Origin of the sequence: Anaeromicrobium sediminis (assembly GCF_002270055.1) — a bacterium.
GTDB lineage: Bacteria > Bacillota > Clostridia > Peptostreptococcales > Thermotaleaceae > Anaeromicrobium > Anaeromicrobium sediminis.
Map to the genome: position 1 here is coordinate 228016 of NZ_NIBG01000002.1, position 13829 is coordinate 241844.

At 31.1% G+C, this 13829-nt stretch carries 12 protein-coding genes; 11 read left to right on the forward strand and 1 reads right to left on the reverse strand.

The window, feature by feature from the left end; genetic code table 11:
- Nucleotides 1-82 precede the first annotated feature (82 nt).
- The 5 genes from CCE28_RS03980 (at nt 83) to CCE28_RS04000 (ending at nt 5411) form a co-directional block, all read left to right on the forward strand.
- Complete coding sequence (locus tag CCE28_RS03980) at nt 83-547, forward strand: hypothetical protein (protein ID WP_095131201.1); 465 nt, start codon at nt 83-85, stop codon at nt 545-547.
- Nucleotides 548-709: 162 nt separating this feature from the next.
- On the forward strand, nt 710-1516 hold the full coding sequence (locus CCE28_RS03985; RefSeq protein ID WP_330396810.1) for a DeoR/GlpR family DNA-binding transcription regulator: 807 nt from the start codon (nt 710-712) through the stop codon (nt 1514-1516).
- Entirely contained in the window at nt 1516-2427 is a 912-nt protein-coding gene (gene pfkB, locus CCE28_RS03990) for a 1-phosphofructokinase (protein ID WP_095131202.1), read from the forward strand. Before CCE28_RS03985 ends, pfkB begins: the two co-directional genes overlap by 1 nt.
- A gap of 44 nt (nt 2428-2471) precedes the next feature.
- Nucleotides 2472-4334, forward strand: a complete 1863-nt coding sequence (locus CCE28_RS03995) for a PTS fructose transporter subunit IIABC (protein WP_095131203.1) — start codon at nt 2472-2474, stop codon at nt 4332-4334.
- Between the two features lie 120 nt (nt 4335-4454).
- Complete coding sequence (locus tag CCE28_RS04000) at nt 4455-5411, forward strand: ornithine cyclodeaminase family protein (protein ID WP_095131204.1); 957 nt, start codon at nt 4455-4457, stop codon at nt 5409-5411.
- A 21-nt stretch (nt 5412-5432) separates the two neighbouring features.
- On the opposite strand, the gene CCE28_RS04005 is transcribed toward CCE28_RS04000, so the two are convergent.
- A complete protein-coding gene (locus CCE28_RS04005; protein WP_095131205.1) occupies nt 5433-6005 on the reverse strand; it encodes a helix-turn-helix domain-containing protein in 573 nt (190 codons plus the stop codon).
- 181 nt (nt 6006-6186) lie between these two features.
- Here CCE28_RS04005 and CCE28_RS04010 point away from each other — a divergent pair, with 181 nt between their 5' ends.
- From CCE28_RS04010 to CCE28_RS04035, 6 genes are all read left to right on the forward strand, one after another.
- A complete protein-coding gene (locus tag CCE28_RS04010; protein ID WP_095131207.1) occupies nt 6187-7446 on the forward strand; it encodes an ATP-binding protein in 1260 nt (419 codons plus the stop codon).
- Nucleotides 7447-7478: 32 nt separating this feature from the next.
- Nucleotides 7479-8378 carry a response regulator gene (locus CCE28_RS04015; protein WP_095131209.1) on the forward strand — a complete coding sequence of 300 codons (900 nt, stop codon included), beginning with the start codon at nt 7479-7481 and terminating at the stop codon, nt 8376-8378.
- 138 nt (nt 8379-8516) lie between these two features.
- Complete coding sequence (locus tag CCE28_RS04020; protein WP_095131211.1) at nt 8517-9596, forward strand: ornithine cyclodeaminase family protein; 1080 nt, start codon at nt 8517-8519, stop codon at nt 9594-9596.
- Between the two features lie 109 nt (nt 9597-9705).
- Nucleotides 9706-11103: a sodium/glutamate symporter gene (locus CCE28_RS04025; protein WP_095131213.1), complete on the forward strand. Its 1398-nt coding sequence runs from the start codon at nt 9706-9708 to the stop codon at nt 11101-11103.
- Nucleotides 11104-11218: 115 nt separating this feature from the next.
- Complete coding sequence (locus tag CCE28_RS04030; RefSeq protein ID WP_176461651.1) at nt 11219-12061, forward strand: YkgJ family cysteine cluster protein; 843 nt, start codon at nt 11219-11221, stop codon at nt 12059-12061.
- A 121-nt stretch (nt 12062-12182) separates the two neighbouring features.
- Complete coding sequence (locus CCE28_RS04035; protein WP_207652849.1) at nt 12183-13337, forward strand: M20 family metallopeptidase; 1155 nt, start codon at nt 12183-12185, stop codon at nt 13335-13337.
- The last annotated feature ends 492 nt before the right edge of the window (nt 13338-13829 follow it).

Consider the following 13829-nt stretch of genomic DNA (forward strand, 5'->3'; position numbering starts at 1 on the left):
TTATGGGCATTTTTTTTACATAGGCACATAAATATTAGAAGGAGCTTTTGTTATTTGTGAAATAGGTATGGGGGTGGAGGCCATGGACAGATTATATATTTCAAATGACAATAAATACAATAGTGCTGTTAATCTTATAATAATATTAATGATATTAGGATTGTTAATAGCAAATTCAAATCTTGTAGGTTTAATTAGAGGCATATGCTTAGGAGTTGCATTTGCTCTATTTATTAAAATCTCTAATAAAAAGAAAATAACAGTAAATGATGATTATATAGGATTTAAAATATTAGGAGATAGGCAATTTATAAAAATATATTGGGATGATGTAGAAATAGTAGAAGTGGGAAATATAATTGGTGATGGCATAGGATATATAGATGATGGTCTTAAATTAGTTCATGTGGGGAAATTTGGAGATGATAGTGATTATTTTTCAGAAGCTCACTCTTTAGATAATGTGGCAGATAAAGATAGATTGGTAAGTCATGTGAAAGATATATGCAAAAAAAGAAATATTGGAATCATAGAACTAAATGACTAGAAATGTGAAATAAACACATTTCTAGTCATTTTTATTTAAAAAAGAAGGCTTTTTTTCTATAGAATTGGTAAAATATATATGTGGTGATTTTGAAAGAAAATGATTGAAATTGAAGAGAAAACTTTCGTATTCTTTCAAAAACATGAAAGAAAATGAAAGAAAATGATTGAAATTGAAAGGGAAATGTTTTATAATAAATTTAAGGAAGGCGTGATGGATTTGTTAACAGAGGAAAGACAAAGGATAATTTTAGAGGTTTTTAAGGAAAAGGAAATAGTTAAGATAAACGAACTTGTAAAAGTTACAAATACATCAGAATCTACCATAAGAAGAGATTTAACTCAGCTAGAAAATGAAGGAATTTTAAAAAGGGTTCATGGTGGAGCTAAGTTGTTAAAGGGAAGGTCTATTGAACCTAGTTATAATGAAAAACAGGATAAGTATATAGATGAAAAAGAGAGAATAGCCAAATATGCAGCATCCCTTATAGAAGAGGGAGATTGTATATACCTAGATGCTGGAACTACTGTATTTAACATGATTAAGTATATAGATAAAAAAGACGTAATAGTGGTAACTAATGGTCTTAAGCATATAGACATTCTTTTAGAAAAAAATATGAACGCTTATATTATTGGTGGAAAGGCCAAGGCTAGAACTAAGGCCATAATAGGAGTAGATGCCCTTAAGAATTTGGAGAGGTTTAGATTTGACAAATGTTTTATGGGGATGAATGGTATTGACTTGAAGTATGGATTTACTACACCTGATTCAGAAGAATCCATATTAAAGGAAGCTGCCATAAGTTTATCTAAAAAGGCATATGTACTAGCAGATGAAAGCAAATTTGGAGAAGTAGCCTTTGTTAAGGTAGCTCAGTTAGATAAGGCAATAATTCTAACAAATGCAGAAGTAGAAAATTATAGATTATATGAAGAAAAAACTAAAATAAAGGTTGTGACTAAATAATGATATATACAGTAACTTTTAATCCTTCTATAGATTATATAGTTTCCCTAGAGGATTTTGGATTGGGCACTGTAAATAGAGTTACGAAAGATGCTAAATACCCTGGAGGAAAAGGGATAAACGTATCTAGAGTGCTTAATAATCTAGGGAAAAAGAGTAAGGCCCTAGGGTTTATAGGTGGATTTACAGGTGATTTTATAGAAGAATTTTTAAAAAAAGAGAATATAGACACCCATTTCATAAAAATATATGAAGACACAAGAATAAACGTAAAAGTAAAATCTAATGAGGAAACTGAAATAAATGGAAATGGTCCTCATATAGATGATGAAAGCTTAGAAAGATTATTTAATAAAATAAAAAAAATAAAGGAAGATGATTACTTAGTTCTATCAGGAAATATACAAAATAGTCTTCCTAGAAATATGTATTCTAAGATTCAAAGTCTTCTTAAAGACAAAAGGGTAAAAGTAATAGTAGATACTACTAAGGAAGCTCTTATTAGCACCCTTGAAAATAAGCCTTTTTTAATAAAGCCAAATATTAAGGAACTAGAAGAAATATTTGAAACAAATATAGAAACAAGAGAAGATGTAATTTCCTATGGAAAGAAGCTAGTAGCCATGGGTGCTCAAAATGTAATTATATCCATGGGAAAAGATGGAGCATTATTAGTAAATAAGGACGTAATCCTTTATGGAGAGGCACCAAAGGGAGAAAGTAAAAATTCTGTAGGAGCAGGAGATTCATTGGTGGCAGGATTCATATATGGATATGGCAAAAATAAAAATCTATTAGATGGTTTTAAATGGGGCATTGCCTGTGGGAGTGCTACAGCATTTTCTATGGATTTATGTGAAAGACCCCTTGTTGAGAAGTTATTAAAGGAAATTAAAATTTTAACCCTGTAGTTTTGCAAAGCTAATATAAATAAATCTATTAAAGGAGGGAAAGTATGAAAATAACAGATCTTTTAAAGAAAGATACCATAATACTTAATTTAAAAGGTACAACAAAAGAAGAAGTATTAAATGAACTTATTAAGAAATTAGACACAGCAGATAAATTAAATGACAAAGAAGAATTTAGAGAGGCAATCTTTAAAAGAGAAAAGGAATTTTCAACAGGGGTAGGTGATGGGGTAGCTATTCCACATGCTAAAACAGGAGCAGTGAAAAAACCGGCACTAGCCTTTGGATATTCTAAAGAGGGTATAGACTACGATTCATTAGATGGGAAAAAAGCACATATATTCTTTATGATAGCAGGAAAAGATGATTCAAATAATGAACATCTAGATACTTTATCTAAATTATCCGTACTTCTTATGAGAGAAGAGTTTAGAAGCAAAATATCAAAGATAAAGAATAAAGAGGAATTATTAAATATTATAGATAAAGAACAAAATATAGAGTTAGAAGATTCTAATGAAGTGAATAATAGTGATGAACTGATTTTAGCTGTAACGGCTTGTCCTACAGGTATAGCTCATACTTATATGGCAGCTGATGCCCTTAAAAATGAGGGGAGCAAAAAGGCAGTTTCCATAAAGGTAGAGACTAACGGTTCTACTGGTGTAAAAAATAGGTTGACAGATGATGAGATAAAAAGAGCCAAGGCAATTATAATTGCAGCAGATAAGCAAGTGGAAATGTCCCGTTTTGAAGGTAAAAAGATTATACAAGTACCCGTTGCCCAGGGCATAAAAAAGGCAGGAGAATTAATAGATGCTGCCATAAAGGGAGATGGTACTACTTATCATCATAATAAAAAAGATGGTGATTTTAACAAGAAGGTAGAAAGAAAAGGTTTTTATAAACACTTAATGAATGGTGTTTCTAACATGTTACCTTTTGTAGTAGGTGGAGGTATATTAATAGCCATATCATTCATATTCGGTATTAAGGCCTTTGACCCAAGTGATCCAGCATTCCATCCCTTTGCTAAATTACTTATGGATATAGGTGGAGGTAGTGCCTTTGCCCTTATGATTCCCGTATTAGCAGGATTTATAGGAATGAGTATAGCAGATAGACCAGGATTTGCACCAGCCATGGTAGGTGGATTTATAGCAGCTAATAATGGCGCAGGATTTTTAGGCGGACTAATAGCAGGTTTCTTAGGTGGTTATATTATTTTATTCCTAAGAAAAACGTTCTCAAAGTTACCAGATTCTTTAGAAGGAATAAAGCCCGTATTGTTATATCCTCTGTTTGGAATATTTTTAACGGGAGCTATCATGTTACTTGTAGTAGTAAATCCAGTTAAGGGAGCAAACTTAGCCCTTCAAAGCTGGTTAGATGGCATGGGAACAGCAAACAAGGTATTATTAGGATTAATACTTGGTGCAATGATGGCTGTGGACATGGGAGGTCCTATTAACAAAGCTGCTTTTACTTTTGGTATAGCTATGATAGATGGAGGTAACTTTGCACCTCATGCAGCAGTTATGGCAGGTGGAATGGTTCCACCCCTTGGTATTGCGTTAGCTACTACTATATTTAAAAATAGATTTACTAAGAGTGAGCAGGATGCAGGAAAAACGTGTTATATTATGGGGGCTTCATTTATTACAGAGGGAGCTATACCATTTGCAGCAGCAGACCCAGGTAGAGTTATTCCTTCTATAATAGTAGGATCTGCCATAGCAGGAGCATTAACTATGGTATTTAATATAGGTTTACCAGCACCCCATGGTGGACTGTTTGTAATTCCTATTGTGGAAGGAAGTCCACTATTATATTCAGTAGCCATCCTAATAGGTTCTGGAATTACAGCTTTAATGTTAGGTTTTCTTAAAAAACCAATAAAAGAATAGTTAATTAAAAAAGTTTAGGCCCACACGTTTATCGTAGGGGTCTTTTCTTTTTAAAGAAAAGGATTTTTATGACAAAAAGTGATACAATTATATTGGAATTTAAGTTGAGGGGGAATTTATATGTTATATCTTAATGAAAGGGATATAAAAAGGTCTGTATCACTTAAGGATGTTATGGAAGGTGTAGAAAAGGCCTTTCATATATATAAGGACAAGAACTTCTTTATGCCAGATAGAATTCACATAGATAAGGAACCAAACACTTTGTTATATATGCCTTGTTTTACTAAAGATATATTTGGTACTAAGATAATTAGTTTATTTCCAGAAAACACACATAAGAATCTACCGGTGATAGATGGATTAGTATTACTTAATAATATAGAAACGGGCAAACCAGTGGGTATGCTAAATGGTGCCTACCTTACAGCCTATAGAACAGGAGCTGTAGGCGGAGTTGGAGTAAAATATGTTACACCTGAAGATGTGACTAGTCTAGGCCTTATAGGAACTGGAGTGCAGGGATTTTATCAAGTATTATTTGCATGTGAAGCCAGGGATTTTAAAAAGGTTACTGTGTATAACAGAACAAAGGAAAAGGTAGAAGGATTTATTGCGAGATTAAAAAAGGAACTACCTAATATGGAAATTGTAAGTGCAGATACTACAGAAGAGTTGGTAAAAAACTCAGAGGTTATTATTACGGCCACATCATCTAATGAGCCAGTTCTTCCAGATGATGAAGAACTATTAAAGGGTAAGCATATTGTGGGTATTGGGTCTTATAAACCTGATATGCATGAGTTTCCAAAGAGTTTATATGGCCTAATTGACAATATATATATTGATAATGATTTTGCCTGTGAAGAATCGGGAGATTTAATAACTCCATTAAATGAAGGATGGATAGAAAAAGAGCAGGTAAAATTATTTACAGAGTTAATGGATAGAAAAGTTGAAAAGGGAGAGACTACTTTGTTTAAATCAGTAGGAATGGCTTTATTTGATATGGTAGTATCTCAAATAATCTATGAAAAGGCTAAGGAAAAAAATATTGGTCAGAAGATAGAGTTATAAATAAAAAGTGATTAGGCTATCCTAATCACTTTTTTTAGACTTAAAAAAGTTTGGTGTATTTACTACTAATAATTTCACATTCTTATTAGTGTGATTTGTCCAATTATGATCTAATGAAGAATTGAAATGGGCTGAATCACCAGGATGAAGAATGTGCTTCTCCTTGTCTATATAAAGGGTCAATATACCTTCTAATATGTATATAAACTCTTCTCCCTCATGGGGATACTTTTGGATTTCTTCACTATCTTCATTTGGTAATACTGTTACTAATTTTGGAACCATTGTACTTTCAGATAAGTTATTAGAAAGACTATAATAAATTATTTTAGAGTTCATTATTTGAGAAACTTCTTGTTCATAACTCTTCATTATAAGGCCACTGTTCTTCTTAGGAGAAGAAAAGAAATAAGTTAACTCTATATTTAATGCAGAGGCTATTTTGTCTAAAGAATCAATTGCAATAGTAGTTAGGCCCCTTTCTAGCTGTGATAAAAAACCAGAAGAAAGACCTGTTTTTTCACTTAAATCCTTTAGAGTCATTTCGTTAGTTTGTCTTAGAAATTTAATTTTTTTACCTATATCCTTTGTCATTGCATACCTCTTCCTTAAAACTATACTAACCTATATTATATCATTTTTATGAGAAAATTAAAAATCATAATAAGGTGAGAAAAAAATCATCTTTACATATGGTCCTCAATAAGGAGGAATTATGAAAGGAATATAGAAAAATATATAAAATTAAAAATTATATAAAAAGGAGAAGGAGACTATGAATAGGAAAGTAGTAGAAACTATAGGCGCCATTTGTGTACTGGTAGTATTTACAGGTCAAATATATATAACTCCTTTTTTTGAATGGACCCTTAGATTTTCATTTAGTGTCACAACATTATCTCTTTTATTTATATATTTTAAAGAAATTTCAATAATAACAACCTCTATAATGGTTAGTATGTCAGTTCTTATTTTTAGAGTATCTGTACAACTAATAACTAATCCTAATATTCCATTATATGAATCAATTGTAGGGTATTATAGGGGAGCCCTCTTTTATATATTTTTTGGAGTGCTATTTTATGTATTTAAAATAAGAGAAAAAATAGACAAAATAGGATTAAACTTTATATTTTTATTTATATGTGAAGTACTGGCTAATTTCATAGAAATATTCTTAAGTAAAGGAAATATTAATTATTCCTTTGATGAAATGTTAAAGATAATAATCCTAGTTGGGACCATAAGAACTTGTATAACTTTAGCCTTGTATTATGGAATATGTAATTATTTGAAAAGAAGAAAAATTAAGGAGGAGGAAAATAAATATAGACAATTAGTTTCATTCATTGCAAATTTAAAATCAGAATTATTTTTATTAAAAAAATCTAGTAGGGATATTGAGAATGCCATGGACAAATGCTTCCATATGTATAAACGATTAGAGATAGAAGATTTGAAAGAGGATGCCTTATCCATATCAAAGGATATACACGAAATAAAAAAGGATTATATAAGAGTAATATTGGGTATGGAGAAAAATTTAGATGGAGAAAGTATTATCTCTGTAATGTCCTTTGAAGAAATAAAAAACATAATAAAGGGGAATACACAAAAAATTATAGAATTATCTCATAAGAAAATAAGGTTGGAGATTAATGTGGAAGATGACTTTCATACAAATGAATTTTATCCTATCATATCCATACTAAATAATTTGATTGTAAATTCCATAGAATCAATTAATGAAAGTGGATATATATGTATAGAAGAAAAAATACATGGAGACTACATTGTATTTACTATAGAAGACAATGGAGAAGGTATTCATAAAGATGAAATTAAATTAATTTTTAATCCTGGATATTCAACTAAATTTAATAAGGACACAGGAGCAATATCAACGGGCATAGGATTGACCCATGTGCATAATATAGTTGGAGATTATTTTAAAGGTAGAATAAAAGTTGAATCTAAAGAAGGGGTTGGAACTGTATTTAAAATAGAAATACCGAAGATGTACATGATTAATTAGGAATAAAAGGCTTTGTGGATAGGAGGGGGAAAATGGAATTTAGCATATATATAGTAGATGATGATGAGAATATAAGGGCCATATTAAAAAAGGTCATAAGGGATAACAAATTAGGATATGTAATAGGAGAGTCTAGTGATGGCATACATGGAATTGAAAACATAATAGACTTAAAACCTAATATTGTATTAGTAGATTTATTGCTACCAAAGTGTGATGGGATTACCATAGTAGATAAGGTGACCTCAATGAATAGGGATATATCCTTTATTATGATATCTCAAGTGGATTCACCTAATATGGTGGGAGAAGCTTACAAGAAAAATATTGAATTTTTTATTCATAAACCAATAAATCAAATAGAAGTAATATCCATTATAAACAAAGTTAAAGGGAACATAAAAATGAAAAAAATTGTGAATTCATTAGAAAAAACCTTACATAGTATAATGGATCTAAAAGGTAATGATGAATTTGGAAGTCATAAGAAAAATAAAAAGCATAAAGGGGAGAAAATATTATTAGAATTAGGCATAATAGGTGAAGCGGGAAGTAATGACATTATAGAAATCATTAACATGCTAATGGAAAAAAATGAAATGAATATAAATACAATTAGTAATAAGAAAGTATATGAAATTTACGATATGTTAAAAAATAGATATAAAAATTTGTATGAAAAAGAGTTAAGTATAGGTGCTTTTGAGCAGAGAATAAGAAGGGCAGTTGGTAAGGGGTTAAAGAATATAGCTAACTTAGGATTAGAAGATTATGCTAATGATATATACATGAAATACTCTAATTCATTATTTGATTTTAGTGAAGTGAGAAGAGAGATGAACTATATAAAAGGCAAAAGTACACACCCAGGAAAAATAAACATAAAAAAGTTCATAGATGGAATAGTAATAGAAGTTTTAAATGAATTATAAAATAAGAATAAAATCAAAATTCGAAAAACTTAGAAAAAACTATATAGGAATCTATATAGTTTTTATAGTTTTTTGTAGTCCTTAAATTATTTTATTAATAGATCTTATTATTAATAAAATTGTTTGGAGGGATTATAAGTGAGTAGAAAAGTAGAATTTTTATATTTACAACAAGAGGACTGTGTAAAAGCTGGCGGATATGACATGAAAGGCTGTATGAAAGCTACTGAAAGATCATTCTTCTTACATGGTAAAGGTGATTTCATACTACCAGGAAAACCTGTTATTAGATGGGGTGGCCCAGAGACAGAAGAAAAAACTGGTAGAATTATGTCTATGCCTGCATTTTTAGGGGGACAAAAATATGCAAAAGAATTAGAAGATATGGACTTGATTGGACCTATAAATACTTCAGGAATCAAATACATACCTAGTAAGCCTCACAATCCAAAGAAATATGGTTTGCCTAGAGCAAATGCAGTAATTATCATTAATGACCCTGATACATTGATGCCTTCTTGTATTATGGATGGCACGTTAGTAAGTGCAATGAGAACAGGTGCAGCATCAGGTGTAGCAGCAAAATATCTTGCAAATCCAGATTCAAAGGTAATGGGACTTGTTGGTGCAAGTGTACAAGGGATAACCCAAACATTAGCTCTTAAAGAAGGTGTTCCATCATTAGAAGTATGTAAGGTGTTTGATATAAATCCAGAAACAAGTAAAAAATTTGTAGAAGAAATGAAAGATAAAGTGGATATGGAATTTGTAATTGTTGATAGTGCTGAGAAAGCATTTAGAGATTCTGATGTTATTAGTACTGCTACTATGGCTAAAGAGGCTTATGTAAATGGAGAGTGGTATAAAGAAGGAGCTTTTCATTGTGAAATTTCATTTTGGGATACACCACCAGAAGCTCTAAAAGCTATGGATTTTGTAGTTGTAGATAGCTGGTATCAAGTAAAACACCATGGAGTAGACGTAAGTTGTAGAGCTGTGAGAGATGGGGTCATACCAGAAGATAAAATAAGAGGTGATCTTGGAGAAATTATCGTTGGAACAAAACCTGGAAGACAAGGTAGAAAAGAAAAAATATTCTTTAATCCAATAGGAATGGGAATTCATGACTTATCAGAAGCTCATAGGGTATATGAAAATGCCATGAAAATGGGAATCGGAAAGAGATTACCTTTATGGGAAAATCCAATATTAGGTTAGGTTCGTTACTATATAGGGGCATGGGGTAAATTATCCCATGCTACTAAATTAATTACATCTATAGGAAATCAGACTTTAAATACTATTAAATTTGAAAGGTGGTTTTTCTATGAACTTTGGACCCTACAATATGTTGATGGATTTTGCCTTAATGTCCATATTACTTTTCATGGCCCAATTAATGAGGGCTAAAATAAAATTAATACAAAACTTATATTTGCCATCATCCCTAGTGGCGGGATTTATAGGTCTATTCTTAGGGAAGCAGTTTATAAATATCATACCATTTTCAGATAAAATAAGTACTTATCCATATATGTTAGTTGTAGTTTTATTTGCGTCTCTTTTTATAGGGAGAACAGAAAAAAGTTCCTTTAAAGAGGTTATAGATAAAGTAGGAGATACTTTCACTATTAATTCGGCTGTATATTTTGGACAATATGGAGTAGCAATTTTAATAGGTGGATTTATCCTAAGTAAATTTTATCCGAATATAAACCAAGGGTTTTCCATATTAATGCCAGGTGGATTCATAGGTGGACATGGAGCAGCAGCAGCCTTTGGAGGAGCATTTAAGGAACTTATTGGATGGGAAGAAGCACTTCCTATTGGACAGACTTTTGCTACTGTAGGATTACTATTTGGAGTATTAGGAGGACTTGTCATAATTAATATAGGAACTAGGAAAAAGGCAACTAGATTTATTAAAACCATGAGTCAATTGCCAGAAAGTATGCAAACAGGGTTAGTTCCTTTAAATGAAAGAGGTCCTATGGGGTATGAAACAGTTAACCCCATGTCTATAGATCCCCTTACTTGGCATGTACTATTAGTATTAATGGCTACGGCTGGAGGGTATTATTTCACTAACTGGTTTAAAATTATACTTCCTAAAATAAGCTTACCTATGTTTTCTGTGACAATGATTATGGGAGTGCTGTTACAATTAATATTAAACCTAATTGGATTAGGGGAATACGTGGATAAGAAGATTATGACAAGGATAGGTAGCTCAGCCACAGACTATTTAGTAGCATTTGGAGTAGCATCAATAAAACTTGCTATAGTTGTTAAATATGCTGCTCCTATATTTATATTATTTTTAGTTGGAGCCATATTCTGTGTAACTTATTTATTTTTAGTGGGAAGAAGATTATTTAATAACTTTTGGTTTGAAAGGTCCATATTTATATTTGGTTGGTCAACAGGTGTTATAGCCATAGGAGTAACTCTTTTGAGAATAGTTGATCCAGAATTTAAGAGCAAAACCCTAGAGGATTATGGTATGGCTTATGTATTCATGTCATTTATTGAAATACTATTAATATCCCTATTACCTATTTTAATGGTTAATGGATATGGACTAATTACAGGTTTAGTATGTTTCGTTATTTTTGGAACTTTAATTTGGATTACTGCCCATAAATATGGAATTAAAGGTGGTTCTATGAGTGAACTTCGACAGGGAGAAGAAGAAATTATATATAAATATGATACAAATAGTTAATTTATAAGATTGAAAGAACTAAGGGAAATTTTTACCCTTAGTTCTTTTATTTGTACACAGAGAGGATAAAAAGTGATAAAATCTAAGATGGATTATAATGGTGGGAGGGCTAAAAATGGAAGGCAGAATATGGATACCTAAGAATGTTGAGAAGAAGGAAGCTTGTCCTTGTGGAAGTGAAAAGACCTATGAAAAATGTTGTCTTAAAAAAGGATTAAAATATAGAAATTACGGAAAAAATCATGAGGATAAAAATATTTTAATAGAAGAAAGTGAATGTGATAGGGAATACAGAAAAATCACAGGAGTAGTATTAGATACTATTAATAAGGCAGATATGGAAAATGGGTTAAGTGTGTCTTATGGGGTGGAATCATTAAAGCAATTATATGGATTATATGAAGACTCCATATCTATCTTTAGTAAATATTCTTCTTGTACTAAAGGATGTAGTCAATGTTGCCATATGTACGTGGACTTAACAGCTATGGAAGCAGAAGTTATAAGAAAGTTTGTAATTGAAAATTTTACTAATGAAGAAATTGAAAAAATAATGTGTAGATTAGAAGAAAATAAAGACCTTGTTCCAGACTATAGAGAATTAGTAGGATTAGAAAAGATGAGTGATCAGTTAGATTCCTATTGGAGTAAACAAATACCCTGTCCTTTTTTAAATGAGGAGAAGGAATGTGGTATCTATCAAGTAAGACCTGTTAAATGCAGAACTTTCATGGCCTTTTCTAAGGAAGAGAATTGTACATACGAAGATAATAAGTCCTTTAGAATAGAAACTCCTATGGGTAATGGCCTATTAATAGGAGCAGATGCTATATCTACTAATGTGAAAAGATTTAAAGACTTAAAGGCAGAAGATAAAAAGACTAATTTATTAGCTTTAAAAAAATCTATCTATCATTGGTTTAAAGATGGATTTAATAATATAGACAGAAGTATTTAGGGTTAAAAGCTTTATTCTAAAATTTTAGAATAAAGCTTTTTATTTTTGAAAATTTTGGTTGAAAGTGCACATTTAAATAAGTAAAATGTATATATATACAAAAAGTAGAGGGGGAAGCATTGTGAAAAATATTATTGTAAGTGAGATTAAAGAGATAAAAGACGAACTTATAGAGATAAATGATTTTATGTATAATTATCCGGAACTTGGGAATGAAGAGTTTAAAAGCTCTAAATTGCTGAAGGACATTCTAATAAAATATGGTTTTACAGTGGAAAGTAATCTAGCTAATCAAAAAACTTCATTTAAGGCAGTTTATGATAGTAAAAAAGATGGTCCTACCATTGGATTTTTATGCGAATATGATGCGCTACCAGATATAGGACATGGATGTGGACATAACATGATAGGTACTATGGGAGTAGGAGCTGGTATTGCTCTTAGTAAGGTGATAGATGAAATAGGAGGGAAGATAGTCGTACTAGGAACTCCAGCTGAAGAAACAGATGGAGGAAAGGTACATATGGTAAATGCAGGAGTATTTGAAGACATAGATGTGGCTATGATTGTTCATCCAGCAGAAAAGAGTTTTAATAGTGGAACTTCATTAGCTATGGATGCCATAGAGTTTGAATTTATAGGGAAACCTAGTCATGCTGCAGCAGAACCAGAGGCAGGAATAAATGCATTAGATGGAGTTATTATGACCTTCAATGGTATAAATGCTTTAAGGGAACATTTAAAATCAGATGTTAGAATCCATGGAATCATAAAAGAAGGTGGTGTGGCAGCTAATATAGTTCCAGAAAGGGCTGTAGCACAATTTTATGTGAGATCAAAGAAAAGAAATTATTTAAATGAAGTGGTAGATAAGGTGAACGATATAGCTAAGGGTGCTTCTTTGATGACTGGTGCCACATTAAATATTAGAAATTATGAGATTAGTTATGACGATATGAGAACTAATGAGGTCTTATCGAAGGTTTTTAAAGATAATATGAAATATATGGATGTAGATGATTTAGAAGAGAATAGATCAGGCCTTGGGTCTATAGATATGGGCAATGTAAGTTATGTAGTACCATCCATACACCCATATATAGGCATAAAGGAGGGTGTAGTAGCACACACTAAAGAATTTGCAGATAATACTATTACACCTAAGGCCCACGAAAGAATAATTCAAGGTGCATGTGCCATGGCTTTAAGTGGATATGATGTAATAATGGATAAAGAATTATTAAAAGCAATTAAAGATGCGTTTGAAAATAAGTAGGGACCTCTTAAATATAGTATTATAGATATAGGATGAATAGTTTAATATTTATCAATACCTAATTTTAAAAAGTGCTTGAAAAATCTAAATAATTATATATTATACATATATAATATATTGAAAAGGAGATAGGATTTCTTATCAAGACTAAACTTTAAAAAAGTCATAAAAAACAATGATTATAGAATCAATTTCTAAATAAAAAAACCGCAAACTTATTTTTAATCTAAATAAGTTTGCGGTTTTTGCAACTAGCTTATAATTACTTCCGAAAGTTCTATTTCTCTTGACGGCCCTTTTAATTAATTTATATAGTATAATTCACCTATGAAATTGAAATTGATACTTTTGAGTTCAGAGGAGTAGATGATGATGAAGTTAGGAGTATTCAGAATTATGAAGATCTAGAAATTGAATCCTTAGCTAGTGAGTTATATTCTATGTTCACCCAAATGTTGTTGGCTCCAGTTGTAGATGATGAATCAAGTAACA